Raw genomic sequence first — 26,853 nt, 5'->3', positions numbered from 1 at the left:
TATCACCCACACTATTTCAATTGACACGCTGATGCCGCAGGCTATTTAAGCTGGCTCTCGCCTCCTGCCATTCCTGATAAAGTGTTGCCATATCTACCCACTGCAACCATTTTGCCGAGTGCAGTAAAAATTCATCGGCGACCGCATTGCGTAGCGCTTCGGCTGTAAACCCGACAAAGCCCAGTAGCCCGAGTCCGATGCTGATGCTTTCGTACAGGCAGTTACCATCATAGCGGGTGTCAATGGTCCTGCCATCAAGGCCGACAGGCCAGTAATGTGCTGATGCGTCATTTCCGGTGGAGGTGCCCGCCAGATTGGTATCGCGCTGCAAAACCAGGTTTAAATATATTTCGTTTAACTGAGGTTCTGCACTGGCGCGTATTTCCTGCGGATTGAAACTGCCATCGGTGCGGAACTCATTTACCACCAGCACGATGCCAGCAGGCATGATCCCTGAAGCCAGCAACATATTGAGGGCATCATCCGCGAGCTGGTTATTGAAACTTCCTGACTGGCGTAACAGGAAATGACTCATTTCCTGAATCTGCTGAACGGAAGGCACCCAATCGGAAGCTGAAGGGACAGCAACCGGGTTGAAATGAATGGCGGCAGGTCGTGGGGTTATCACGCTATTCAAATCGACCGGTGAAGAGATATGGGAGGGAAGGGGCGTTATCAGCCGGTTGATATCACCAGGCAAAAGGGTTCCGAAGGGGGTGGGAACCGGGGTGAGATTATTGAAATCCAGTAACGAAAGTGCGGGTGAAGCAGCAACGGCGGGAGGGAGAAGAGAATTATCCTCGTTCCTGATGCGCCCCGATAATTTTATGCCCAGTTCATGCAGGGTGCGTATATCTAACCAGGTCAGTGCGCTGATATCGCTCAGTGGCAGTCGCGGGTACAGCTTATGCAGGCGTCCGGCGTATTCATGGCGGGTTTCCATTTTCTTCCGTGGGGTGATTTTCTTAATCCTGGCACCTTCCTTCGACAATGATTGATATTCTGGCCGATAGCGCAGCCTGCGTTCGTCTTCTCCTGTCAGCAGGCTGATATCACGGTAGGATGGTTTAGGCCTTAAGCTGAGTAGTCGGCGGGCGTAATCTTCTGCTGATTCGGCAGTGCCACGCGGGGTGCTGGCATGGATTTGCTTCCCGATGTCTGACAGCGTTTGAAAAGCAGGTATTTTCTTCAATGCCTGCAAACTTAATTTTGTCAGCCGACAAATCGCCCTTTGGGGGATATTGGGAATCAGTTCCTGCAAACGCACGGCATAGTCTTCAGGAGTCTCTTCCGGCTGCCAGGTGTGCTGAAAAATGGTCGTCCAAACGAGCCTGGGGAATTTTTTTAATTTTTTTAGCCTGTTATTCGCCTCCAGCAAACGGTGGCTGGTAGCGTGGGGCTTACCTGGACGCGGTTGAGGTAAGCGCGGGACGGGGGCCGTCTTTTTTCGTCGCATGGCTTTCTTATTTGAATCAACAATATCCCTGAATTCCGGCCTTTTACGCAGGGCTGATCCTGAGGCTTTGGTGATGCTGCTTAGCTCGGGAATGGTTAACCCCGGGTGATCTTTATGCAGCCGCACCGCCCAATCCATCGGTGTTTCCTTATCCTGTTGCGGCGTTGCTTTACCCGCTTCTTTAGCCGCGTCGGTCAGCGGGATAAATTCAGGCCACTGCCGCAAATTTTGTTCGCTCACGCCAACCGCAACGCAAATCTCAGCAGGAGTCAGCTGGGGGTGCTCGGTAATAATGCGCACTGCATAGGTGTGGTTACTCTCGCCATCCTGACGGCGTGTGGTTTGCTGCGCGGCTTCAACCGCCGCCGTCAGTGGCTTAAATTCCGGCCTTTGCCGCAGATTGGGTTCGCTCATACCGGAGATGTAACTGATATCGCCAAAGGTCAGGTCGTCATTATCGCGAAATAGGCGTATGGCACATTGCAGTGGCGATTCATCATCGCGGCGGGATTGGGTGGCGAAGGCTCTCAGGCCCGCCTCCGACAACGTTTTGAATTCTGCTCTTTGCCTTAGATCATTTTCATCCATCCTGGCGATAGCACTAAGTTCATGCGGCGTTAGCCCAGGATAAAGAACGTGCAGGCGGCGGGCGTATTCCAGCGGGGCCTCATCCTTAAGCTGCCGGGTTAGTTGCATCGCGTTGGTGGCCGCTTTGGTGAAACTTTTAAACATCCACAACTTGCGCAATCGCCGGATATCCATCCCTGCCAGCACGCAGAAATCATCTTCACACAGGTCAGGATAGAGCGGATAGATGCGCCGGACGTAAGCTGGACCTGATTCATTTTCTTGCTGTGGCGTGGCTGCCTGCGCTTCCTCTCCTTCTGGTGACAGGATTTTAAACTCCGGCCGATAGCGCAAATCCTGAACGTTCACTCCGGAGAGCATACTGATATCCCGCTGGAGTAAATCAGGGTTTTGCATCAGCCGCAGAACATAATGACTGTCTGACTCATTGGGCTGTCGGCGGGTGGTGATTTTGGCAATTTCACCGGCCGATGACAGGGCGTTAGAATGCTTTTTTGCTCGCACGGTTTGTTGCCCGTTGTTAGCCCCGAGGACCGTCATCAGAGCGGGCATCACTCCCGGTTCATGTGCTGCGCGATAAAGCAGGGTTTCAGCCGGGGTGAGTGATTCCACCAGAGTGGTGTTCTGCAACTGATGGGTGATCCTTTCATTAATGGTCGCCAGCACTTTTTTAGCTTTGCCCACATTTTCCAGCTTCTTCGTTAACCTGTGCTTCATCGCCACGATTTTGGGGTGCTTTGCGGGATGCTGCCGCTGATCGGGGATGAGCATTCTGCTTGCAGCATCAGGTCGATGGGTACGGGGTTTCACCGCCTGGCGCGGCTGGTGTTTGAAGGTTACCTGCGGTTGCAATGGGTGATAGCTTTCACGGTTGCTACCTGATGAAGGACCCTTGCCTGGCTCACGCGGTTGCAGAGAAACCGGGAGCTGCCAGCAGGAAGAGACAGCGTTAAAGGGCAGGGTGAGGGGATTGGGGACTGCATGGGAAAACCGAATCATTCCGGCACTGGAGTAATGCACAATAATGTTGTTATCCGACATGGAGATCGCTTTTGCTGGATTGGGTTAGAGCAAGTGAGGTTTATAGATGCCGGATAACCAATGATTTGATAATCATTAAAAAGGGATTTTACCCTGATATTTTAATGAGATCGCGCTGACCCTGGCGGATACGCACCATCCGTCGCGGCGCAATTTATTGCGCGGGTTTGCTCTGTGCGGTTATTGGCCTGGTCGGCATGAATGCGCACCGTGTGGTTGACGTTCAGGACGGTAGCGACGGTGTTATGCGATGTTTACACCTATCCACAATGCGCATGAATTGCTGCGGCACAATTTGCTGAATTTTGCATTTCAGTGCTATCGAGCCGAATGACGTTTGTTCAGACAATAAGGTGGCAATGTTACCAGGAAGTTATATTTGTTGTTAATAATGGATCGAAAAGTTGGCAATGTAGCTTATGTGATAATCCAAATGTCGGTTGTTTTGTGAATTTCATGTTTTTATATTGGCTGTGACGTTATTATTGATGGCGGGAATTATTATTTTTTTAAAGCCAAATTGATTGTTATTTCTCTCTTCATTTTCCCATCTTGCGGGATTCCATATGCAATGCTATCGTTGTAATAAATTGATTTAAATCAATTTTTTGTTTAGCGAGTTGTTATAATTGAGCGAAATGGAAGCATCAGTTTTAGCGATTTATTTTCTTTTGGTTACAGTTCGTTGATTGATTGCGGCCATTTTTCTTTCTTGTGAATGAATATAATGTGGCAGGCAACAAAAATATGGATTACCCACATTTTTCTTGACAATATCCGGGTGGGGAGGAATATACTGAGCCTCATTCGGACTACACAGAACCTATATTGGGCTTTTATGACAATATATGCGTCTCGAAACCTGGGTACATCTCTAATAAGTAAATTTCAGCAGTTGCAGTAATTTGCTTATTGTCGGGTACTGTTAGCGCTTAGTTAATAAGCTTCGTCAGCAAACGCGTCTTAGTCAGCATGGTTTAGTCACCAGGCTACAAAGTCACGGCTATGCTTTCGAGCATTATCCTGTTTCAGTCGTTTCTGTCAGGGGAATGTGCTAGCGGTAAGCCACCGACGTGAGGAATACGATGGTGCGGCACCTGTTTCTACTCTCCCTGTCCCGACTCTTATCATTTCACCTGCCAGGTAAGAGGAAGGGCGCCCGGTTGTCGCTGGCTAATACGGTCACTTAATAGAAAAGAAGATAGTCATGTTAAGTAATGATCTCACATCGCTGATTACGCGTATCGACTTTGCGCTAATCTCTTCAATACATATCATTTATCCACCGCTGACCATTGGTCTGGCTGCGCTTCTGTTCATTTCTGAACTGATGTGGGTCAGAAAAAATGACGAGAAGTGGTATCGGTTGTGTCGTTTTTTCGAAAAGCTGTTCATTGTTAACTTTGGTGCCGGTGTGGCCACCGGTGTCACGATGGAAATGGCTTTTGGTATCCTTTATGGTCGTTTTTCCCAGGCAGCCGGACCGTTTTTCGGTCAGGTGCTGGGCTATGAGACCATTACCGCCTTTATGTATGAAGCGGGCTTCATCGGATTGATGATTTTTGGCTGGGGCAAGATTAGCCGTGGTATGCATCTGTTCGCGACCTTCAACGTTGCCCTTTCCTCAACGCTGTCAGCGATGTGGATTCTGGTGGCTAACTCCTGGATGCAGACGCCTACCGGAGTTGAATACACGGATGGCATCTTCCATGTGACTGACTGGATGGCCGCGCTGTTCAATCCGAACGCCCGTACCGCCTTCCCACACATGCTGCTCGCCAGCTTCGAGCTGTCGCTCACCTTCGTGGTCGCAACCTGTGCCTGGTTCGTACTGAAGCGTCGCCATGTTGATCTGTTCCTGCGCCCCCTGAAGTATTCACTGGTGTTGCTGGCCATCGTCGCTGCCACCCAGATCTGGATGGGCGATATGCTGGGTGAGGAAACGCTGGAGCATAAACCTGCTGCGCTCGCCGCGATGGAAGGGCATTACGACACCTATGACGCCGACGGCAACGTCAACAGCGCCTGGCACATCCTCGGTTGGCCGAATGCCGAAGGGACTGGGCTGGCATGGTCGATTTCTATCCCTCATGCATTGAGCCTGATTGAAACCAAAACCTGGAACGGTCCGGTGCGCGGCCTGAACAGCTTCCCGAAAGATGAACAGCCTCCGGTGGTGCTGCCGTTCTATGCCTTCCGCGCCATGAGCGCAGCGGGCGGCGCAATGCTGCTGGTGAGCCTGTGGGGAATCTGGCTGATGTGCCGCCGTCGTATGACGGTCGAACTGGCTCCGCGCAATACTGTGTTCCTGTTTATCGCCGTGGCGATGGTGGTGCTGCCTTATATCGCCGTGATCGCCGGTTGGTGGACGCGTGAAATCGGTCGTCAGCCGTGGATCGTCAACGGTCTGATGCGTACCGAGGACGGCATGAGCGCCATGACACTGGGTCTGGCAATCTTCTGGTTTGTCGGCTTTGCCATCTTCGAGTCAGCGGTTATCGCCGGTACGATCTGGTTTATGGCGAAGGTGGTTCGTATCGGACCTGACTTAACCAGCAAGCTGCCTGGTGAAGGTCACGAGCACCTTGGTCAGCTCGACCTGCCGCCAGATGGTGGTCACGCTGACCATCCTGAATACGTTCGCCCGGTCTGATACGGAGAAGACACCCATGGATATGCTTACTCATACTCAGCAGTTCCTGACCATCGCCTGGTGGTTGGCGTTTGGCATCAGCGTGCTGCTGTACATTGCGCTTGATGGCGCAGACCTTGGGGCGGGGATCTTCTCGCTCTTCGTTAAAGATCATGACGAACGCGGTGCCATTATGGCCGCGATGGCCGGTACCTGGGATGCCAACGAAACCTGGCTGATCGTGGCCGGTGGGATTATGTTTGGTACGTTCCCCTTCGTTTATGGCTCGGCTTTCAGCTATCTGATGGTGCCGATGGCCCTGGTGCTGTGGGGCATTATGTCCCGTGCGGTTGCGCTGGAGTTCCGTCACCTGGCTTCCCCGTTCTGGCAGCGTTTTTCTGACCACGTGTTTGGTATCGCCAGCCTGGCGGTCACCTTCTTCGGTGGGATGTGTGTTGGTGCGGTATTGCAGGGCTTTGCACTGGATACCCCGGCGCATGGCGTGCCGCATTATGCGGGTGGGGCGTTTAACTTTATTTCGGCTTTCTCCATCTGGACCGGTATCGCCTCCTGTGTGGCAATGACGTTCTCCGGCGTACTCTTTGTGCGTGCGCGCTTTGAAAAGTCTGAGCCTATCCGCCAGGATGCCGCTCGCTGGACCGCGACCATCTTCTGGTTAGCGATTGCGGCGGTCGTCATCACCTGGGTCTGGAGCGCTGCGATCTTTGACTGGGCGCGTGCGAAGTGGTTTGGACCGCATTTCTGGGTCTGGGGACTGTTCGGTCTGATCGCCCTGTACTGCATTGAGCAGGTGCGTCGTGACACGCTGAAGGACAAAGATGTTGCCGCGATTATGTGGTTTAACGGTGCTGCGCTGATTCTGGGCTTCGGTATGCTGATCAGCATGTTCCCGTGGTTAGTACCAGGCACCTGGACCATCTGGGCTGGCGCCAGCCCGCAGGTTTCCCTGATCACCTTCACCCTGACGATGGGTGGGTTTGTACCCGTGATGATTATGTATAACTGGTATCAGATTTGGGTGTTCCGGGGACGTATCTCCAAACTGGTTGGCTACGGACACTAAATAAATCATGTCGGCTCGTCCTCCCCTTAGTGGAGCGGCCGCTCGCCTGGCGGAACGCTGGCTCTCCAGCCAACGTCGCCAGGCAGGTGCGCTCTTTTCCCTGTCTGTCACCATGGCAACGCTGAATGCCATCATGATGATTGTCCAGTGCTGGCTGCTGGCGTGGTTGATTGACAGGGTCGTTATCGGCGGTAAAGGATTGGCCGACCTGTTCCCGGCACTTTGGCTGTTACCCGCCGTGATGATCCTGCGCGCAGGCCTGGATTGGCTGCGTCAGGGCTTTGCTTTTGAGACCGCTGCCCGTATCCGTCAGACGTTGCGCGCAACCTTACTGGAACGTATCTCAGCACTTGGCCCTGCATGGAGCCAGCAACAACGCACCGGCAGCATTGCCAGCTCGTTGGGTGAAGGTGTTGAAGCGATCGAAACCTATTTTTCCGCTTTCCTGCCGCAAAAAATCATTATCGGCATCGTCCCGTTGGCGATTCTGGCCGCGTTGTTCCCCTTTGATTGGGTATCCGGGCTGATCATGCTGATAACGGCTCCGCTGGTGCCGCTATTTATGATTCTGGTAGGCAAGGGGGCAGAGAAAATGAGCCTCAGGCAGTGGCATAAGCTCAGCCTGATGAGTGCGCATTTCTTTGATGTTATTTCCGGTCTGACGACGTTGCGTCAGTCCAATGCGGCCCGCAGACAGGCAGCGATCATTGCCGCGATCTCCGAAAACTATCGTCATACGACGATGAAAGTTCTGCGTGTTGCCTTTCTTTCTTCGCTGGTGCTGGAATTCTTTGCCACCATCAGTACTGCCATGGTGGCGGTGTATGTCGGCTTCCGCCTGTATTACGGTGAGATGGCTTTCCTGCCGGGCCTGTTCGCCCTGTTGCTGGCGCCTGAATTCTTTCGCCCGTTGCGCGATCTGGGTGCGCATTATCACGCGCGTATGGATGCCATTGGCGCAACCGAAGGCTTGCTGGCGATTCTGAACACCGAGCCACCGGCGCAGTCAGACAGCAAGCCGCTGCCCTGTGCTGTGCCGCAGGAAATTCAGCTCGAAGGTGTGGGATATCGTCACCCGGAAGGCGGGGGTATCGAAGATATCTCCTTTACGCTGCGTCGGGGTGAGACGCTGGCTATCGTCGGCACCAGCGGCGCAGGCAAGACCACGCTCGCCAGGCTGCTGCTGAGGTTTATCACGCCAGCTTCAGGACGGATTCTGGTTGATGGGCATGATTTGGCCGTGCTGGATTTGCCTGAGTGGCAACAGCACATTGGCTGGCTGCCGCAACGCCCGACTTTGTTTGCCGGATCGATAGCGGACAACATTTGTCTGGCGCGTCCTGATGCCGGAAAAGAAGAACTGCATGCCGCAGCAAAACTGGCTCAGGCTACCAGTTTCATTGAGGCGCTACCGAACGGTTATGCTTCCGAGGTGGGTGATGGCGGCCAGGGATTATCTGGCGGACAAATCCAGCGCGTGGCGATGGCGCGCGCGGTGCTGACTGCGCCACCGCTGCTGATTCTGGATGAACCGACGGCGGCACTGGACGGCAAAACCGCACGGCAGATGATGACTGCCCTGGCCGAGGCACTGCCGGATTCGGCACGTTTGGTGATTACTCATGACACCGAAATGGCGGCAATGGCTGACCGGGTATTGGTGCTGGCAAACGGCAGGGTGATCGAATCGGGCAAACCCGGGGAGCTGTTGCAGAGTGGTGGCGTGTTCGCCGAACTCGAACGGCTACAGAAGGGAGCATAAACATGAATGACTTACGACATTTATTGCAGCTGGCGCGCCCCTGGCGCTGGCGCATGGCGCTCGGCATTGGTCTCTCTGTGGTCGTCATCCTGTCTAACGTCACGTTGCTGGCACTGTCTGGCTGGTTTATCACTTCGATGGCGCTGGCTGGCATGGGAGCACTGACGCTGGAATTCTTCGCGCCTGCTGCCGCCATTCGTGGCTTAGCCGTGCTGCGTACCATCGCACGCTATCTTGAGCGACTGGTCACGCACGATGCAACATTACGGCTGCTGTCGGTTTTACGTGTCTGGTTCTATCAGCATCTTGAGCCTCTGGCTCCGGCGCGATTGCAGGCATTTCGCGATGGCGATGTGCTGGCTCGCCTGCGGGCAGATATTGATAGCCTCGACAACTTTTATCTCAGAATCTTTGCGCCTGCTGTTGCCGGGCTGATCTCATCCATTGTGATTCTGTGCGTATTGTTCTGGTTTTCTCCGGGCGTCGCGGCTATTGATGCCGCCATGCTGGTGCTGGCCGGCGTTATTGTCCCCCTCGTGGTGGTGGCACGTACCCGGACCAGCGGCAACGCGGTTGCGGGCTTACGTGCATCGATCCAGGTCGCCTCAACCGATCTTATCCGCGGTCTGGGTGAGTTGCAGATTGCAGGTGCCGTCAGCCGCCAGGCCCGGCATCTGTCGCAGCTTTCGCAAAAGCTGATTGCTGCACAGCGTCAGCAGGCCTGGATCGGCGCATTGGGCAGCGTACTGTCAGCCCTCGCAGGTCAGATCGGCATGTTTTGCGCCTTTATCCTGCTGGTTAGCGCGGGGCATGCAGGCGGCCTGGCCGGTAACGACATCGTGATGTTGTTGTTTGCCGTGCTCGCCAGCGCGGAAGCCGTGGCCGCATTGCCGACCGCCTTTGCCGCGCTGGGCGTCACCCGCGAAGCGGCACGCCGTATTTTTTCTCTGGCAGAACTGACACCTGCCGTCGAGTTGCCCGCAGCCAGCCCGATGCCTGAAACCTTTGACCTGACGTTTTCAGCGGTCACCATGCGTTATGGTCCGGAGCATCCAACGGTGTTCGATTCGCTCAGCTTCCACGTGCCACAAGGGCATTGCCTTGCCATCCTTGGCCCGAGCGGGGCGGGCAAAACCACGATTCTCAACCTGATTCAGGGTTTCTGGCGTTGCGATAAGGGCAGCGTTGCGATTGGCGGCAGTGAAGTAACCGATCTGTCTGACGAGGTATTGCGCCAGGCTATTTCAGTGGTCGGGCAAAAAACCTATCTGTTTAATGCGTCGATTCGCGACAACCTGCGGTTGGTTGCCCCTGACGCGGATGATGACGTTTTATGGCAGGCGCTCAGCCAGGCTTCACTGGCAGAAGAAGTGCGGGCCTTCCCGCATGGGCTGGATACGCTGGTCGGGGAACTCGGGGCGCGTCTTTCTGGCGGACAGGCTCGCAGAATTTCCATTGCCCGCGCATTCCTGTCGCATGCACCGATTATTTTGCTGGATGAACCGACGGAAGGTTTGGATGCCACGAATACGGAAATGGTGCTGAATGCGCTTAAGGAACTGGTAAAAGGAAAAACCACGCTGCTGGTTACGCATCAGATTCAGCCATTAATGCTTGCCGATAGCCGACTGGTGCTTGAAGGCGCGTAAAATAAAAGGCCTGTGACGGATTGGATTATTATCCGGACAGGCCTTTAATTCATGTTTGATATTACCCTTCGCCAAAAAACTGTTATATCCAACCAATACTTCATCCTGAACTATTCCTTTTTCTGCTGCTAAGCTGGATAAATATTACAAGAAAGGCTGAGACTAATCCTTTTTTAGATTCTTCTGTACTTCCCGCACCTTAAGACGGCAGGCATCCACCACCCAGGCCGAGAAGTTCTGGCTGTTTTCACTCCCCATGCTGGCCTCAATCTGATCGAGCAACGAATGCGAGAAGCGAATGTGTTTGCGACGGGTCTTCGAATTTGTCATCTTGTCCATATATTTCCCCTGTGAAATTATCAAAATTTATAAAATGGATGGAAGGCAAAATAATATTTTTATCAGACGGTTTCTGTAGGAAGAGTATCAGCAGGTGTTTTTTTTGATATTTTCCCGAACCGGTCAGGTATCTCTGATATGAAATACTGTCTTACCAGAAGGTAATCGAGTTCATCGTTATTTAAATTCGCGGATTCAGGATTATTCCCAGTGGGGTTTTGAGTAGCGAACTTCACGGATGTAATAATTATGCTATAAAAATTTCTGAGATATTGGTACTGAAAGTACCGAATTTTTATTTACAAAGCGTTAGCTAATGTAAACCGGCGATAGTTGCTGACAGGCGGGGGCTAAAAAGCAAAAACCCAGCCATAAGGCTGGGTTTTCTGAATTTTGGTGCCCGAACCCGGAATCGAACCAGGGACACGGGGATTTTCAATCCCCTGCTCTACCGACTGAGCTATTCGGGCAACGGGGCGCATTAAACCCTAATGGCTTACGATCGTCAACGGCTTTCGCGAAAAAACCGGAGGAAACGTGATTGATTGCCTGCTTTTCAGGCAGAACGGCCAAAATCGTCAGGATAGCGCGCCGTTCTTGCGGCACAGCGCGATGCTCAACACGTCTTCCGCCAGACGGCGCGCCATCGCTACATCATGCACGTTACGCTTCACCAGCAGCTTGCTCAGGCAGCCTTCGAGAATCAACTCCATCTGATCGGCAACCATTGGCGGGTTATCCAGCTCAAGATTGACCAGAATCTCGTGGGTAAACTGCCAGGAGGCGCGTTTCTGCTGTTCTGCCAGCTGATGAACCGGCTGATCGGGCTGTGGATAGAAGCTACAGGCGGCAATAAACAGGCAACCGGGGAAACGCCCTTTGCTGACGTGCTCTGCCAGCACTTCGTAGCGTGCCAGCAGCTTTTCCGCACCCGTCAGATGCTCGTTGAGCTGCACCTGGCGTCGCCAGCTATCAATCTGCTGGGCGTGGTAGCGCAGGGCGTCATACAGCAGGGCATCACGATCCGGCCAGTAGCGTTGCAATTGCTGAGGCGATAGATCGGTTTCTCCGGCCAGCTGTTGCAGCGAGGTGGTTGCGGCGAGGCCGCTCTGTTCAAGCACATTTAACGCATGCTCGAGTATCTGTTCACGTTGCAAGTGACTCTCCTCTGGTATGCGGCCCGTCCGGTAGGCGAACGGGCGGTGTCATGCCCAGTGTCGTTTAACGCGGCAGATTGTGCAAATGCGCGCGAAATTCATCAGCGCTCAGGAAGCCGGTCACGCGGGAGTTGGGGATTTCTTTACCTTGCGCATCGAAGAACAAAATGGTGGGTAAGCCCAGCACCTGTAAATGCTGCAGCAGGGCGTTGTCCTGTGCGCTATTAGCGGTGACGTTCGCCTGCAACAACTGCACCTGACTCAGGTCGCTGCGCACCTTGTCGTCGCTAAAGGTATATTTCTCAAACTCTTTACAGGCGACGCACCAGTCAGCATACAGATCAACCATGGTAACGCGACCCTGGGCCTGTTGCAGTGCGCTATCCAGTTGCTGGCTGCTGGCAATTGGCTGGAATGGCAGGTGCGCGACAGTTTGTACCTGGCTGCTGCCAAACGCCCAATCCTGTATAGGGCGGACCGACACCAGCGCCGCGGCCAGCAGCACAATTTGTGCGATGCGCCATTTCCCCTGCAAACCCAGGCTCAGGCGGAACGCCCAGGCAAAGAACGCCACGCCGAGCAGGCTCCACAGGCGCATGCCCCACACGTCACCCACCACGCGCTCCAGCAGGAACACCGGCAGCGCGAGGATGACGAAACCGAAACCTTCTTTGACGCTTTGCATCCAGGGACCACTTTTCGGCAGCAATTTATTGCCGAACAGCGTGATGGCAATCAGCGGCAAGCCCATACCAAAGGCGTACAGCCACAAGGTACCGGCACCGGCCAGCAAATTGCCGCTTTGCGCGATATACAACAGGATGGCGCTAAGTGGTGCGGTGGTGCAGGGGGAACAGATCAGCCCTGCCAGCGCGCCCATCATAAACACCCCTGGCAGCGAACCGCCCTGATGGCGGTTGCTCCACAGCGTCAGGCGTGTTTGCAGACTGGCGGGCAGTTGCAGGGTAAACAGGCCAAACATCGACAGCGCCAGCACGATAAACAGCAGCGAGAGGGTAATCAGCACATAAGGGTGCTGCAATGCCGCCTGGAAGCGTAAGCCCGCCGCCGCGACCACCACCCCGAGCAGGGTGTAGGTCAGCGCCATGCCCTGTACATACACCATCGCCAGGGCAAACAGCCGTCCCAGCGAGAAACGACGCGGTCCACCGAGAATAATGCTGGAGATAAGCGGATACATCGGCAGCACGCAGGGCGTAAAGGCGACGCCAATACCAATCAGCAGTGCCCACAACGGCGAGAACGGCAGCGGTGTAGCCTGGTGGCCCGGTTGCGCGCTCACCGCCGGGGCGGCGTTATTGGCCGCCACGGCATTCAGCGGCACGGAACGTGTTTCCGGCGGATAGCAGAAACCGGCGGCTGCACAGCCCTGATAAGTGACTGTCAGGGTGGCACCCTCGCTTGCCTGATGAATCGTTATCGGCAGGTGTAAATCCTGCGGGTAGATTTCACTTTTGCCATAGAACTCATCTTCATGAGGTTGCCCCTGTGGCAGCACCAGCGGTGCCAGCTGGGCCTTTTGCGGCGTGATGTGAATTTGCTGACGATAAAGGTAATAGCCGGATTTCACTTTCCAGCTCAGCGTCAGTTGATTGCCCTGCTGGCTGAAATCGAAGCCGAAGGCCTGGTCAACCGGCACAAAGCGGCTGTTGTTATTGGGCGAAAAAATAGATGCCTGCGCTGACAGGCTGATAAACAGCGCCAGGCAGATGCCGATCAGGCGAGAGATGCGTGCAACCATGACAAGTATTCACTGTCTCCATGTTGTACCGGCAGCGCCAGCAATTCCGGCACATCATAAGGATGCGCCGCTTTAAGCAAATCCATCAGCGCTTGCTGATGTTGGGTGTCGCACTTCAGCAACATCTGAACTTCGCTGGCCTGCTCCAGTTTGCCTTGCCAGACATAAAACGAGGTGGCACCTGGCAACAGCGTGACACAGGCTGCCAGTTTCGCGGCGAGCGCGCTGGCGGCCAGTTGTTCAGCAATGGCCTGGTTTGGGGCCGTGCACAGCACGACGACCGCAGAATGGATGCTCATCGGCAGGCTCCGGTGGCGAAAGGGTGGATGATAACACGGCCTGATAAACACAAGGTTTACAGGATGTAACCGCGTTACAGGATCAGGCCGCCAAGCAGAAAGCCAAACAGCACCGAGAGAGCGATAGCCAGCACCCCGGGCACGATAAAGGAGTGATTGAACACATACTTGCCAATGCGTGTGGAACCGGTGTCGTCCATTTCCACCGCTGCCAGTAGGGTGGGGTAGGTCGGCAACACAAACAAGGCTGAGACTGCAGCGAATGAGGCGATGGCAGCATGGGGAGAGACCCCCAGTAGCAGTGCGGCAGGCATCAGCGCCTTGGTGGTGGCGGCCTGCGAATACAGCAGGGTGGCAGCAAAGAACAGTACCAGCGCCAGCATCCACGGGTAGCTTTGCAGCATATCGCCCGCCAGGGTCTGAATGTTATTGAGGTGCGCTTTGACAAAGGTATCGCCTAGCCAGGCGACGCCCATCACGCAGATGCAGGCGCTCATGCCGGATTTGAAGGTGCTGGCGCTGAGGATCTCACCGGTATCGATTTTACAGGTCAGACAAATCAGCGTCGCTATGGTCAGCATAAACACCACAATGGCTTCATTGCGTGGCAGCACCGGGTGGGGAATCAGCCCAACACTGTCGCTGATGGCGGTGGCGTACAGCACCACGGCGGCAATGCCAATCAGGAATAGCAGGACGGAACGTTTTGCCCCGGGTTTGAGGTCAAACACCTGCGCACCGCGTAACGACACTTCCCCCTTCGCCAGCCGGGCCTGGTAGACTTCATCGTCTTTCAGTTCCTTACCAAGGAAATTGGTCGCTATGGCGGCGCAGAAGATCGCCAGCATAGTCGAGGGCACCGCGACGCCGAGCAGAGCCAGATAACTGACGCCGCGCGGTTCCAGCAGTGAGGCAAAAAACACCACGGCGGCTGAAATCGGTGAGGCGGTAATCGCAATCTGCGACGCCACCACGGCGATGGCCAGCGGGCGCGAAGGGCGCACACCTTGTTCTTTTGCCACTTCCGCAATGACCGGCAGCGTCGAGAAGGCGGTGTGCCCGGTGCCCGCCAGCAAGGTCATCAGATAAGTCACCAGCGGTGCCAGCAGGGTCACGTAGCGCGGATGGCGGCGTAGCAGACGCTCGGCCAGACTCACCAGATAATCCATGCCGCCTGCCACCTGCATAGCGGCAATCGCGGCGATCACCGCCATGATGATTTCAATGACATCGAAAGGGATTGCGCCGGGTTTCATGCCAAAAAAAAGCGTCAGCACCAGCACGCCGAGACCCCCGGCGAAACCAATGCCGATCCCGCCGAGACGCGCACCCAGCCAGATCGCCAGCAGGACGATCAATAACTCCACTACCACCATCTTTTTCACTCCCTGAAATGCGACATCTGTTAGTTGTAGTCGCCAAAAAAAAGCACGCCCGCATTTTATACGGGCGTGCTTACGACAACGTGATCCAGAATGGATTATTGTTCGTTTTCGTCGGTGTAGCGGCGGGCTTTATAGGCCGGGAACATCAGGTTCTGAATGGAGAAGATATCGTCCAGTTCGGCTTCGGTGAGCAGGCCACGTTCCAGCACCACTTCCCGTACGCTTTTACCGGTTTCGGCACAGATCTTCCCGACGATGTCACCGTTGTGGTGGCCGATGTACGGGTTGAGGTAAGTCACGATACCGATTGAGTTGAACACGTAGGCTTCACACACCGCTTTGTTGGCGGTGATGCCATTCACGCATTTCTCCAGCAGGTTGTAACAGGCGTTGGTCAGGATGCTGATGGATTCAAACAGCGCCTGGCCGATGACCGGCTCCATCACGTTGAGCTGCAACTGGCCCGCTTCGGCTGCCATAGTCACTGTGGTGTCGTTGCCAATCACTTTGAAGCACACCTGGTTGACCACTTCCGGCACCACCGGGTTGACTTTGGCTGGCATGATGGATGAACCGGCTTGCAGTTCAGGCAGGTTGATCTCGTTCAGACCGGCGCGAGGACCCGATGACAGCAGGCGCAGGTCGTTACAGATTTTCGACAGTTTCACCGCCAGGCGTTTCAGAGATGAATGCACCATGACGTAGGCACCGCAGTCTGAGGTGGCTTCAATCAGATCTTCCGCCGGGACCACCGGGAGGTTACTGACTTCCGCCAGACGCTGCACAGCCAGCTGCTGGTAGCCGTCAGGCGTGTTCAGACGTGTACCAATAGCGGTTGCGCCAAGGTTCACTTCCAGCAACAGTTCCGCCGTACGCAGGACGCTGCGCGTCTCTTCATTCAGCAGCACGTTGAAGGCATGAAACTCCTGACCGAGGGTCATCGGCACGGCATCCTGCAACTGGGTACGGCCCATCTTCAGAATATTTTCGAACTCGACCGCTTTGCGCTGGAAACCTTCACCCAGTTGATTGATAGCATCAATCAGTTTCAGGATGGAGGTGTAAACGGCAATACGGAAACCGGTGGGGTAAGCATCGTTGGTAGACTGACACTTATTCACGTGATCGTTAGGGTTCAGATACTGGTAGTCACCTTTATGGTGCCCCATCAGTTCCAGACCGATGTTGGCCAGCACTTCGTTGGTGTTCATGTTGACGGAGGTACCGGCACCGCCCTGGTAGACGTCAACCGGGAACTGGTCCATGCATTTGCCATTGTTCAGTACTTCATCGCAGGCCTGAATAATGGTATTGGCGATATTGCGCGGGATGGTTTGCAGCTCTTTATTAGCAAGGGCGGCGGCTTTCTTTACCATCACCATACCGCGAACGAATTCGGGTATGTCACTGATTTTACTGTTACTGATATAGAAATTTTCAATCGCACGCAGAGTATGAACACCGTAGTAGGCGTCGGCAGGTACTTCACGCATGCCTAGCAGGTCTTCTTCGATACGAATGTTGTTCGCCATGATTACCTTCTTATTATTGCTGCTGAGTGGCTGCCGGGCGTACTCTGAGGCGATCAGATTCGGACGGCGAGTCACGTGCAGGTGATGCAATTATATTGTCGTGGAATACCAGCGCCGACATTTTATCCATCTTCGGTCTGGCGAGCACGATCATATTCTGTCATTCCAGAAAAGCCTGTGCACAGATCACTTTACGGGGTTTTGCAGACGTACCGGTAATAACGATACGTGATGTTTGTCACAATTTTAACCCGGCTGGAAAAATTCGGCAGGATCGGTTGAAAACAGCGGTCCGGATGACCATCTCTTTTTATACGGTCCCTTTGACCATCCCATTCTGCTGCCTGGCATGAAGCGAGGTAGCCCTAACTCACAGGAGATATCGGTGCGCTGGTTACCGTTTGTGATTTTTTTTGTACTGGCCTGGATTGAGATCACGCTTTTCATCAAGGTCGCGCATGTGCTGGGCGTGCTGCTCACTATGCTGCTGGTGATTTTCACCTCCTGTATCGGGGTGTCACTGGTCAAAAATCAGGGCGTGAAAAACTTCATGCTGATGCAGGAGAAGCTGGCGCGTAACGAAAGCCCGGCAGCGGAGATGGTGAAAAGCGTCTCGCTGATTATTTCCGGCTTTCTGCTGCTGTTGCCGGGTTTTTTCACCGACTTCCTTGGCCTGTTACTACTGCTGCCTCCGGTGCAGAAACACCTGACGCTAAAACTGATGCCACATCTGCGCGTCTGGCGTGGGCCGGGAGCCGGGCCGGACAGTGGTTTCACCGTTGATGGTGAGTATGAGCGTAAAGACAGTGACCGTATCGGCCACGACAAAGACCAGCAATGAAAATACAAGGCGGCGCAAGCCGCCTTTTTGCTCCGTTTTTCGCCGTCTGTTACAAAAACGAAAATTTTTTCTGTTTTCCCCCTTGAAAGCCTTCTTATTAGCCCTAATCTCTTCCACCACGAGGCCGGAAGCCATGTAGCCCGGCGTTCAACCCCTAAAACTGAATGATTGGACTTTCTAAAGGAGAGCTATCACATGTCAATTCGTCCGTTACATGATCGCGTGATCGTCAAGCGTAAAGAAGTTGAAGCAAAATCAGCTGGCGGCATCGTTCTGACCGGTTCTGCGGCAGGCAAATCTACTCGCGGCGAAGTGGTTGCAGTAGGTAAAGGCCGTATCCTGGAAAACGGCAACATCCTGCCACTGGACGTTAAAGTGGGCGACGTGGTGATTTTCAACGAAGGTTACGGCGCAAAAACCGAGAAGATCGACAACGAAGAAGTCCTGATCATCTCTGAAAGCGACATTCTGGCAATTGTTGAAGCGTAATTTTTACGCGTAATTCACTGAACGAAACGAATTTAAGGGATATTTGAAATGGCAGCTAAAGACGTAAAATTCGGTAATGACGCACGCGTAAAAATGCTACGTGGCGTGAACGTACTGGCAGATGCAGTAAAAGTTACCCTGGGCCCGAAAGGCCGTAACGTGGTTCTGGATAAATCTTTTGGTGCACCGACCATCACCAAAGATGGTGTTTCTGTTGCGCGTGAAATCGAGCTGGAAGACAAGTTCGAAAACATGGGTGCGCAGATGGTGAAAGAAGTTGCCTCTAAAGCGAATGACGCAGCAGGCGACGGCACCACCACCGCTACCGTACTGGCGCAGGCTATCGTTAACGAAGGTCTGAAAGCGGTTGCGGCTGGCATGAACCCGATGGACCTGAAGCGTGGTATCGACAAAGCGGTTGTGGCTGCTGTTGAGCAGCTGAAAGCGCTGTCTGTTCCGTGCTCTGATTCCAAAGCGATTGCTCAGGTTGGTACCATTTCTGCTAACTCCGATGAAAGCGTCGGTACCCTGATCGCTCAGGCGATGGAAAAAGTGGGTAAAGAAGGCGTTATCACCGTTGAAGAAGGTACCGGTCTGCAGGACGAGCTGGACGTGGTTGAAGGTATGCAGTTCGACCGTGGCTACCTGTCTCCGTACTTCATCAACAAGCCGGAAACCGGTGCTGTTGAACTGGAAAGCCCGTTCATTCTGCTGGCTGACAAGAAAATCTCTAACATCCGCGAAATGCTGCCGGTGCTGGAAGCTGTTGCCAAAGCTGGCAAACCGCTGCTGATCATCGCTGAAGATGTGGAAGGCGAAGCGCTGGCGACGCTGGTGGTTAACACCATGCGCGGCATCGTGAAAGTGGCTGCGGTGAAAGCACCGGGCTTCGGCGACCGTCGTAAAGCGATGCTGCAGGATATCGCTATCCTGACTGGCGGTACCGTGATCTCTGAAGAGATCGGTATGGAGCTGGAAAAAGCGGCACTGGAAGATCTGGGCCAGGCAAAACGCGTTGTGATCAACAAAGACACCACCACCATCATCGACGGTGTGGGTGACGAAGTTGCTATCTCTGGTCGCGTGACGCAGATTCGTCAGCAGATCGAAGAAGCGACTTCTGACTACGACAAAGAAAAACTGCAGGAGCGTGTAGCGAAACTGGCAGGCGGCGTAGCCGTGCTGAAAGTGGGTGCCGCAACTGAAGTTGAAATGAAAGAGAAGAAAGCTCGCGTTGAAGATGCCCTGCACGCAACCCGTGCTGCGGTAGAAGAAGGCGTGGTTGCTGGTGGTGGTGTTGCCCTGGTGCGCGTTGCTGCTGAGCTGACTGAGCTGACTGGCCAGAACGAAGACCAGAACGTCGGTATCAAAGTTGCGCTGCGCGCTATGGAAGCTCCGCTGCGTCAGATCGTGTCTAACGCCGGTGAAGAGCCGTCTGTGGTTGCCAACAACGTGAAAGCGGGTGACGGTAACTACGGTTACAACGCGCAGACCGAAGAATACGGCAACATGATCGACTTCGGTATCCTGGATCCGACCAAAGTAACCCGTTCTGCTCTGCAGTACGCGGCTTCTGTGGCTGGTCTGATGATCACCACCGAATGTATGGTTACTGACCTGCCGAAAGGCGACGCACCTGACTTAGGCGGCGGCGCTGGCGGTATGGGTGGCATGGGCGGTATGGGCGGCATGATGTAATCGCCCCCCGGCTGCTTTTGTTATCTGAGAACCCCTGATCGGAAACGGTCAGGGGTTTTTCTTTTGCTGGCGAAAGGGTATAAGTAAGGGCGCAATACTTCGGCTTTCCGGGTTAGGGCAATGAATGTTCAGAAAAAATATGCGCTTTTCTGCTACGCTGCCGCCCGATACAGATGATAATAAATGGGGATTACAATGCGGATTAACCTCTTGCTCGGACTGGCAGTCGGTAGCCTTCTGCTGGCGGGCTGCAGCAGCTCAAATCAACTGAGTTCTGGCGGCGAGCGCGTGACCTTCGTCGATCAGCAGCCGGGCAGCCAATGTCAGCTTCTGGGAAATGTCACCGGTTCACAGAGTAACTGGCTGAGCGGTTCTGGCGGTGAGGGCAGTTCACTGCGCGGTGCAGCCAATGACCTGCGTAACCGTGCGGCCGAAATGGGTGGCAACACCATTTACGGTGCAACCAGCCCAACGCAGAATCTGCTGTCTGCTTTTGCCCCGCTCGACAGCAAAATGACTGGCCAGGTTTACAAGTGCCCATAAGGGTAGCGTTGTAAAAAAAGCCGCTGATGCGGCTTTTTTTTATTGGTGGGTTACTCCTGGCGTAGCTGCAAATCCAGCGGGGTTTTGCTCGGTTCGCCACCAATCTCACGGGCCAGCTTCGGCACCAGATAACCCGACACCATGGTCAGCAGCTCGCGCACCAGCGCACGGGCTTCATTGTCTGGCACAAAGAAATGCGCGGCTCCCTGGACCTTGTCCAGCACATGCAGGTAATAAGGCAGGATACCGGCATCGAACAGCGCATTGCTGAGGTCGGCCAGGCTCCGCGCATTATCGTTAACGCCACGCAGCAGCACGCTCTGATTCAGCAGGGTAACGCCCGCCCGTTTCAGCATCTGCATGCCATAGCGCAGTTCATCATCAATTTCCTGCGCATGATTGATATGGCTCACCAGCAGCACCTGCAGGCGTGTATTGGCCAGCAACTGGCACAATCCTTCGGTGATGCGCGCCGGGATAACCACCGGCAGACGGCTGTGAATGCGTAAACGCTTCAGATGCGGAATTTTTTCCAGCGCATCAACCAGCCACGCCAGTTCGTGATCCTTTGCCATCAACGGATCGCCACCCGAGAAGATGATTTCATCCAGCTCTGGATGGTCCGCAATATAATCAATCGCTACCTGCCAGTTACGCTTGTTGCCCTGATTATCCTGATAAGGGAAATGGCGACGGAAGCAGTAACGACAGTTGACCGCGCAGCCGCCTTTTACCAATAACAGCGCGCGGTTTCTATACTTATGCAGTAAACCCGGCACCACGCTGCTCTGCTCATCAAGCGGGTCGGTGCTGTAACCTGGCGCATCATTGAATTCCTGACGGCTGGTTAATACTTGCAGCAGAAGCGGGTCCTGAGCATCGCCTGTTTTCATGCGCTGAATAAACGCCCGTGGCACGCGCAGGGCAAAAAGTCGCCTTGCATCAGCGCCTTCGGCCAATTCCGCATGGCGTTCGAGAGCTAAAAGTTGCAGTAATTCAGCAGGATCGGTGACAACATCAGCAAGTTGCTGCAACCAATCTTCTCTGGAAGGGGGATTTAGGGTTACAATGTGTGCCATTTTTTTGGCTATTACCAGTTCAATATTTACAGAGGGCCTTTATGGCGACTTATCTTAGCAACGATTTTCGTTCCGGTCTTAAAATCATGTTCGAAGGCGAGCCGTATTCCATCGAATCCAGTGAGTTCGTTAAGCCGGGTAAAGGCCAGGCATTCGCACGCGTAAAAATGCGTCGTCTGCTGACCGGGTCTCGCGTTGAGAAAACCTTCAAATCAACCGACTCTGCCGAAGGCGCAGACGTTGTTGATATGACCCTGCAGTATTCTTACAACGACGGTGACTTCTTCTACTTCATGCACCCGGAAAGCTTCGAACAGTATCAGGTTGAATCTAAGGTACTGGAAGACGTGCAGAAGTGGCTGCAGGACAACGCAGATTGTATCGTTACCCTGTGGAACAACAAAGCCATTGCTGTTCAGCCGCCGAACTTTATCGAAGCTGAAGTTATCGAAACCGATCCAGGCCTGAAAGGTGATACCGCAGGTACGGGTGGTAAGCCAGCGACCCTGGCAACTGGCGCAGTGGTTAAAGTGCCGTTGTTCGTACAGATTGGCGAAGTGGTTAAAGTGGACACCCGCTCTGGCGAATACGTTTCTCGCGTAAAATAATCGTCAAATCAGGCGCATCCTTCGATGCGCCTTTTTTTTAAGTGAGTTCAGAATAATGAAAAAGCTGGCAAAATTCGTCGCCTTTGCGTTGCTGGTCTCCTCGGCATTGAGTGCCTGCAACACCTTTCACGGCTTTGGTGAAGATGTCTCCCATTTGGGTGGCGCGATCTCACGGGCTGCTAAATAAGCGACAGGACAACGCCTTTTTCTGCGGCTGACGCCGCAGCGTTGCGTATAAAGACTATGCTTTAAAAGCTGTACTTTTACTGCAACCAAAAAGGATATTGTTATGTTAAAGAAAAGTATTGTCGCGATTTTCTCGGTACTGGTCCTCTCCACCCTGCTTTCTGCCTGCAACACCACCCGTGGTGTAGGGGAAGATGTAGAAGCGGGCGGCAAGGCGATTCAACGCACCGCACAGTAAGGTTTTACCGGTGCGGAATACGTTTCGTACCGGGTTTTCATCCCACCTCTGTTTTATCTCAAATGTCTTCTGCTCCTGCCTTTGCGACTTTTAAACCCTCTGACCCTGTGGTGATATGGAATGTTCTCGTGACCGGTAAGCGCTGCGGCGTTGTTTGCCCTCGCCATTACGGGTAGACTTCCACCCCTTATCTGTATAAGGAGTCATCAACATGAGCGAAACGGCAAGCTGGCAGCCGAGCGCACCCATTGCCAATTTGTTGAAACGTGCCGCTATCATGGCGGAAATTCGACGTTTCTTTGCCGATCGCGGCGTGCTGGAGGTCGATACCCCGGCGATGAGCCAGGCGACCATTACTGACATCCATCTGGTACCGTTCCAGACGCGTTTTGTTGGCCCCGGTGCCAGTGAAGGGCGTGATCTGTGGCTGATGACCAGCCCGGAATACCATATGAAGCGCCTGCTGGCGGCGGGCAGTGGCCCGATTTACCAGATGGGGCGCTGCTTTCGTAATGAGGAAGCCGGACGTCACCACAACCCTGAATTCACCATGCTGGAGTGGTATCGCCCGCACTACGACATGTATCGCCTGATGAATGAAGTGGACGATCTGCTGCAACAGGTGCTGGAGTGCGATAGCGCAGAATCACTGTCATATCAGCAGGCGTTTATTCGCCATCTGGAACTGGACCCGTTATCCGCAGATAAAGCGCAGTTGCGTGAAGCGGCGGAAAAACTGGGTGATGGTGAGCTGGCGCGTGATGAAGAAGATCGCGACACGTTGCTGCAGCTGTTGTTTATGCTGGGCGTTGAGCCGAAAATTGGTATCGATAAGCCGACGTTTGTCTACCATTTCCCGGCCAGCCAGGCGGCACTGGCTGAGATCAGCACCGAAGATCACCGCGTCGCGGAACGTTTTGAGGTGTATTACAAAGGGGTAGAGCTGGCGAACGGTTTCCGTGAGTTAACCGACAGCCGCGAGCAACGTCAGCGCTTTGAGCAGGATAATCGCCGTCGTGTGGCGCGTGGTCTGCCACAGCACCCCATCGACACCAACCTGCTGGATGCCCTGGCGCACGGTATGCCTGCGTGTTCTGGCGTGGCACTGGGTGTGGATCGTCTGATTATGCTGGCGTTGAAAGCCGACTCGTTGAGTGAGGTTATCGCCTTCCCGGTTGATCGCAGCTAATCCCCGTCATACTTCACGCTACAGGTGCGTTGGCTACGTGTACTCACCCCAGTCACTTACCAGAGTAAGTTCCTGGGGATTCTCACCTTTACCGCCTTCCTGTAGCGTGAATTATTTAGGGGATTAGACGGGGGTTCTGCCCGGTCAGTTACCGCTTTGCGGGAACTCTTCGATTGTCACTGGCAGCGTCATTTTCTGTTCATTACGCAGAATCTGCACATCAATCACCGAGCCGGGGCGAATCTCGGCGACCTGATCCATGGTTTCCTGGGCCGAAACAGCCGGTTTACCATTGACGCTCAGCAGTACATCGTTGGTCTGAATCCCGGCACGGTCGGCGGGGCCACCTGGCGCGACGTCGCTGACAATAATGCCCTGCACGCGATCGAGAGTACTGCCCTGGCCGTGTAGCGGCGGCAGCTCACGTCCGGTAATGCCGATATAACCGCGGATTACCCGGCCATCACGAATCAGCTTATCCATGATTTTGGTTGCCAGTACGGTTGGAATGGCAAAGCCAATCCCTTCTGGTGTCTCGCCATCGTTACTTTTATCAAACGTCAGGGTGTTGATGCCCATCAGCTCACCGAGTGAGTTGATCAGAGCGCCACCGGAGTTGCCCTGGTTGATTGAGGCATCAGTTTGCAGGAAGTTCTGGCGACCAGAGGAACTGAGGCCAACGCGGCCTGTGGCGCTGATAATACCCTGGGTCACCGTCTGACCGAGGTTGTATGGGTTACCGATGGCCATCACCACATCGCCGATATGTGGCACGCGTTTGGGGTTGATCGGAATCACCGGCAGATTTGATGCACTGATCTTCAGCACTGCCAGATCGGTCATCGCGTCGGAACCGACCAGCGTCGCTTCGAAGAACCGGCCATCCTGTAAGGCGACGATAATCTGATCGGCATTATTGATGACATGCTTATTGGTAAGGATGTAACCTTTGCCGTTCATGATCACGCCGGAACCCAGCGTGGTAATACCGCGATTGTTATTACCATGCGCACTGCGGTTATAGACGTTGACTACCGCAGGCACAGCACGACGCACACCCGGATTAAAGCTGAAGGGTGCCTCATCATTGCTGCTGTCATGTTCAATCAGGGCACTGGTGCCCATACGGAGTGTTGGGATCGCTGCCAGCAAAATACCTGCAACGATCAGGCCCATCACCACAGAACGCAAAAGTTTAAGAAACATGGTGTTAGTTTAAGCCGGATATGATCGCAGGGCAGGATAGCATGAGAAAGGCGGACAAACACCTGCTTGTCCGCCAGTTATGATGATTATCGTAAGAGCAGGTAAATGCTGTCTTCGCCGCGCACCACATTGAGTGCCAGCACCGGCGGTTTAGTTTCCAGCACTTTGCGCATTTCTGCCAGGCTTTCGGTCCGGTTGCGGTTCACGCCGACAATCACATCATCTTTCTGCAGACCCACCTGTTCAGCCGGTGTGCCTTTCTCGACGGTATCGACTTTCACCCCTTTATCGCCCGCTTTGGTATTACCATCGCTTAGGGTTGCGCCCTGCAATGCCGGTGACAGCAGCTGTGCACTGGCGGTGGTTTGCGCACTTTGATCCAGCGTGACGTTAACGGTGATCGGTTTACCATCGCGTAACAAGCCCAGTTTCACCTGCTGCCCTGGGGGAGTCGTACCGATTTTCACTCGCAGTTCAGAAAAGCTGGTGATGGCCTTGTCATTCACTGAGGTGATGATATCGCCAGCCTTAATCCCCGCTTTTTCAGCTGCGGATTTCGGCAACACTTCAGAAACGAAGGCACCACGCTGGGCATCGACGTTAAATGCCTTCGCCATATCGGCGGTCATTTCCGTCCCTTTGATACCCAACTGCCCACGTCGCACTTCGCCGAACTGAATCAACTGTTGCGCCAGATTCATCGCCATATTGCTCGGGATCGCAAAGCCGATACCGATATTGCCGCCACTGGAAGCCAGAATCGCGGTGTTGATACCGATCAACTCGCCGTTGAGATTGACCAGCGCACCACCGGAGTTGCCACGGTTAATGGCGGCATCAGTCTGGATAAAGTTTTCCAGGCCTTCCAGATTAAGGCCACTGCGACCCAGTGCCGAGATGATGCCAGAGGTGGCAGTCTGACCAAGGCCAAACGGGTTACCGATGGCAACGGCGAAGTCACCCACTCTGAGGGTATCGGAATCGGCGATTTTCACCTGGGTCAGGTTTTTCGCACCCTGTATTTGAATCAGGGCGATATCGGTCTGCTCATCATGGCCAATCAGTTTGGCGTCATACTCGTTGCCATCGCTCAACTGGACGCTGATTTTGTCTGCACCATTCACCACATGATTGTTGGTCAGCACATAGCCTTTGGCGGCGTCAATAATAACGCCAGAGCCAAGCCCTTCAAAAGGCTGAGGTTGCTGGTTTTGTCCCGGCAACTGACCAAAAAAGCGTTTCAGTGGCTCAGGCAGATCCTGCCCCTGCGCGGCGGTTTCGGTGCCTTCCACATGCACACTGACCACTGCTGGTAACACTTTTTCCAGCATCGGTGCCAGGCTCGGCAGTGCCTGCCCCTGGATTTGCGCCGGGAGAGTGGCCAGTGCGTTTGGCGCGGCGACCAGACTCATCCCAATGCTCAAGGCTAATGCGCTTAACAGTCGTGCTTGTTTTTTCATTGCTACAACGCTCTCGCTACGAAAAGGGGGATTAAAAAAGTGTGACAGTTGTTTGGGGCAAGGGTTCGACAAACAAAAAGGGCACAGCGTCGCTGTGCCCCAAAAAGATTAATTACGCGGTGCGCGTTCGCCGCCACGTAACAGGCCGGAAGCGCCATCAGAATAGTCGCGCGGGATTTGCACCGGCGCCTGATCGTTATCCGCTTCCGCTTCCGTCAGCTGGTAGGCAAACGGATTTTTCTCGCCCGGCAGATTCGGCAACAGGTCGTTAGAACCTTTTGCCATATGCTGATACAGCTGGCGGTAATCACGCGCCATGTTATCCAGCAATTCTGCGCTGCGCGCGAAGTGGTTAGTCAGCTCTTCGCGGTAATCCGCCAATTCAGCCTTGGATTTTTCCAGTTCGTACTGCATGGTGCGCTGTTCGCGCAGTTTTTTGTTGCCAAAACGCATTGCGACTGCGCCGACAATAATGCCAATCACTAAACCAATCAGCCCGTATTCCCAGGTCATAATGACTCCCGTGTAATTTCCGTTGCTTCGTAGGGCATTGCTTCTGTTTCAACTTCAATAGTAGCCACTATACCCGTTAATCTATTGGAAGTGGAACTCTGGAGCGGCATCGCTTAG

At 54.1% G+C, this 26,853-nt stretch carries 23 protein-coding genes and 1 tRNA gene; 12 read left to right on the top strand and 12 right to left on the bottom strand.

The features are described 5' to 3' along the window. Positions 1-16: 16 nt before the first annotated feature. Positions 17-3,085, bottom strand: a complete 3,069-nt coding sequence (locus RCF31_RS10645) for a hypothetical protein (RefSeq protein ID WP_416410299.1) — start codon at positions 3,083-3,085, stop codon at positions 17-19. A gap of 1,207 nt (positions 3,086-4,292) precedes the next feature. Here RCF31_RS10645 and RCF31_RS10640 point away from each other — a divergent pair. The 4 genes from RCF31_RS10640 to cydC are packed head-to-tail and all read left to right on the top strand — an operon-like array spanning position 4,293 to position 10,212. Continuing rightward, positions 4,293-5,738 (top strand): cytochrome ubiquinol oxidase subunit I, encoded by a 1,446-nt coding sequence (locus RCF31_RS10640; protein WP_299457982.1) that lies wholly within the window; start codon positions 4,293-4,295, stop codon positions 5,736-5,738. A gap of 16 nt (positions 5,739-5,754) precedes the next feature. Further along, on the top strand, positions 5,755-6,801 hold the full coding sequence (locus RCF31_RS10635; RefSeq protein WP_299457980.1) for a cytochrome d ubiquinol oxidase subunit II: 1,047 nt from the start codon (positions 5,755-5,757) through the stop codon (positions 6,799-6,801). A 7-nt stretch (positions 6,802-6,808) separates the two neighbouring features. Further along, positions 6,809-8,563 carry a thiol reductant ABC exporter subunit CydD gene (gene cydD / locus RCF31_RS10630; protein WP_416410297.1) on the top strand — a complete coding sequence of 585 codons (1,755 nt, stop codon included), beginning with the start codon at positions 6,809-6,811 and terminating at the stop codon, positions 8,561-8,563. Between the two features lie 2 nt (positions 8,564-8,565). Next, complete coding sequence (cydC, locus tag RCF31_RS10625; RefSeq protein WP_416410295.1) at positions 8,566-10,212, top strand: thiol reductant ABC exporter subunit CydC; 1,647 nt, start codon at positions 8,566-8,568, stop codon at positions 10,210-10,212. A 162-nt stretch (positions 10,213-10,374) separates the two neighbouring features. Here cydC and RCF31_RS10620 read toward each other — a convergent pair whose 3' ends face one another. The 7 genes from RCF31_RS10620 to aspA all read right to left on the bottom strand — a co-directional run bounded on the left by RCF31_RS10620 (position 10,375) and on the right by aspA (position 16,686). Further along, a complete protein-coding gene (locus RCF31_RS10620) occupies positions 10,375-10,551 on the bottom strand; it encodes a YlcI/YnfO family protein (RefSeq protein WP_299457971.1) in 177 nt (58 codons plus the stop codon). Between the two features lie 394 nt (positions 10,552-10,945). After that, positions 10,946-11,021, bottom strand: a tRNA-Phe gene (locus RCF31_RS10615). 108 nt (positions 11,022-11,129) lie between these two features. Further along, positions 11,130-11,708 (bottom strand): division control transcriptional repressor DicD, encoded by a 579-nt coding sequence (gene dicD, locus RCF31_RS10610; RefSeq protein ID WP_416410292.1) that lies wholly within the window; start codon positions 11,706-11,708, stop codon positions 11,130-11,132. Positions 11,709-11,772: 64 nt separating this feature from the next. Beyond that, entirely contained in the window at positions 11,773-13,470 is a 1,698-nt protein-coding gene (locus RCF31_RS10605; RefSeq protein ID WP_416410290.1) for a protein-disulfide reductase DsbD, read from the bottom strand. After that, positions 13,446-13,769, bottom strand: coding sequence for a divalent cation tolerance protein CutA (gene cutA / locus RCF31_RS10600; protein ID WP_299457962.1), 324 nt, complete (start codon positions 13,767-13,769; stop codon positions 13,446-13,448). Before cutA ends, RCF31_RS10605 begins: the two co-directional genes overlap by 25 nt. Positions 13,770-13,843: 74 nt before the next feature. Next, positions 13,844-15,145, bottom strand: a complete 1,302-nt coding sequence (locus tag RCF31_RS10595) for an anaerobic C4-dicarboxylate transporter (protein ID WP_416410288.1) — start codon at positions 15,143-15,145, stop codon at positions 13,844-13,846. A 104-nt stretch (positions 15,146-15,249) separates the two neighbouring features. Then, positions 15,250-16,686 (bottom strand): aspartate ammonia-lyase, encoded by a 1,437-nt coding sequence (gene aspA, locus RCF31_RS10590; RefSeq protein WP_084872109.1) that lies wholly within the window; start codon positions 16,684-16,686, stop codon positions 15,250-15,252. A gap of 385 nt (positions 16,687-17,071) precedes the next feature. On the opposite strand from aspA, the gene RCF31_RS10585 reads away from it, so the two are divergent. The 4 genes from RCF31_RS10585 (at position 17,072) to RCF31_RS10570 (ending at position 20,257) form a co-directional block, all read left to right on the top strand. Continuing rightward, positions 17,072-17,527, top strand: coding sequence for an FxsA family protein (locus tag RCF31_RS10585; protein WP_416410286.1), 456 nt, complete (start codon positions 17,072-17,074; stop codon positions 17,525-17,527). Positions 17,528-17,722: 195 nt separating this feature from the next. Then, positions 17,723-18,016 (top strand): co-chaperone GroES, encoded by a 294-nt coding sequence (locus RCF31_RS10580; protein ID WP_013507632.1) that lies wholly within the window; start codon positions 17,723-17,725, stop codon positions 18,014-18,016. Positions 18,017-18,064: 48 nt separating this feature from the next. Further along, on the top strand, positions 18,065-19,714 hold the full coding sequence (gene groL / locus RCF31_RS10575) for a chaperonin GroEL (protein WP_416410283.1): 1,650 nt from the start codon (positions 18,065-18,067) through the stop codon (positions 19,712-19,714). Between the two features lie 195 nt (positions 19,715-19,909). After that, a complete protein-coding gene (locus RCF31_RS10570; RefSeq protein ID WP_299457920.1) occupies positions 19,910-20,257 on the top strand; it encodes a DUF4156 domain-containing protein in 348 nt (115 codons plus the stop codon). A 50-nt stretch (positions 20,258-20,307) separates the two neighbouring features. On the opposite strand, the gene epmB is transcribed toward RCF31_RS10570, so the two are convergent. Next, positions 20,308-21,336 (bottom strand): EF-P beta-lysylation protein EpmB, encoded by a 1,029-nt coding sequence (gene epmB / locus RCF31_RS10565; RefSeq protein WP_416410281.1) that lies wholly within the window; start codon positions 21,334-21,336, stop codon positions 20,308-20,310. A gap of 41 nt (positions 21,337-21,377) precedes the next feature. Here epmB and efp point away from each other — a divergent pair, with 41 nt between their 5' ends. From efp to epmA, 4 genes are all read left to right on the top strand, one after another. Continuing rightward, the gene (efp, locus tag RCF31_RS10560) at positions 21,378-21,944 is read left to right on the top strand and encodes an elongation factor P (protein WP_084872120.1); all 567 of its coding nucleotides are present in this window, start codon (positions 21,378-21,380) and stop codon (positions 21,942-21,944) included. Between the two features lie 55 nt (positions 21,945-21,999). Then, positions 22,000-22,131 carry an entericidin A/B family lipoprotein gene (locus RCF31_RS10555; protein WP_013507637.1) on the top strand — a complete coding sequence of 44 codons (132 nt, stop codon included), beginning with the start codon at positions 22,000-22,002 and terminating at the stop codon, positions 22,129-22,131. 102 nt (positions 22,132-22,233) lie between these two features. Further along, on the top strand, positions 22,234-22,368 hold the full coding sequence (locus tag RCF31_RS10550; protein ID WP_299457914.1) for an entericidin A/B family lipoprotein: 135 nt from the start codon (positions 22,234-22,236) through the stop codon (positions 22,366-22,368). Between the two features lie 211 nt (positions 22,369-22,579). Further along, entirely contained in the window at positions 22,580-23,557 is a 978-nt protein-coding gene (epmA, locus tag RCF31_RS10545) for an elongation factor P--(R)-beta-lysine ligase (RefSeq protein ID WP_416410278.1), read from the top strand. Between the two features lie 144 nt (positions 23,558-23,701). Here epmA and degS read toward each other — a convergent pair whose 3' ends face one another. The 3 genes from degS to zapG form a co-directional block, all read right to left on the bottom strand. Further along, positions 23,702-24,763: an outer membrane-stress sensor serine endopeptidase DegS gene (gene degS, locus RCF31_RS10540; protein ID WP_416410276.1), complete on the bottom strand. Its 1,062-nt coding sequence runs from the start codon at positions 24,761-24,763 to the stop codon at positions 23,702-23,704. 86 nt (positions 24,764-24,849) lie between these two features. Further along, entirely contained in the window at positions 24,850-26,223 is a 1,374-nt protein-coding gene (gene degQ, locus RCF31_RS10535; RefSeq protein ID WP_299457910.1) for a serine endoprotease DegQ, read from the bottom strand. A gap of 108 nt (positions 26,224-26,331) precedes the next feature. After that, entirely contained in the window at positions 26,332-26,736 is a 405-nt protein-coding gene (gene zapG, locus RCF31_RS10530; protein ID WP_299457908.1) for a Z-ring associated protein ZapG, read from the bottom strand. Between the last annotated feature and the right edge of the window lie 117 nt (positions 26,737-26,853).

The organism is Pantoea sp. App145 (assembly GCF_047947045.1).
In the GTDB taxonomy this organism is placed as follows: Bacteria; Pseudomonadota; Gammaproteobacteria; order Enterobacterales; family Enterobacteriaceae; genus Pantoea.
Note: the sequence above shows the minus strand (reverse complement) of the source record. Positions and strands in the feature narration are given on the sequence as shown.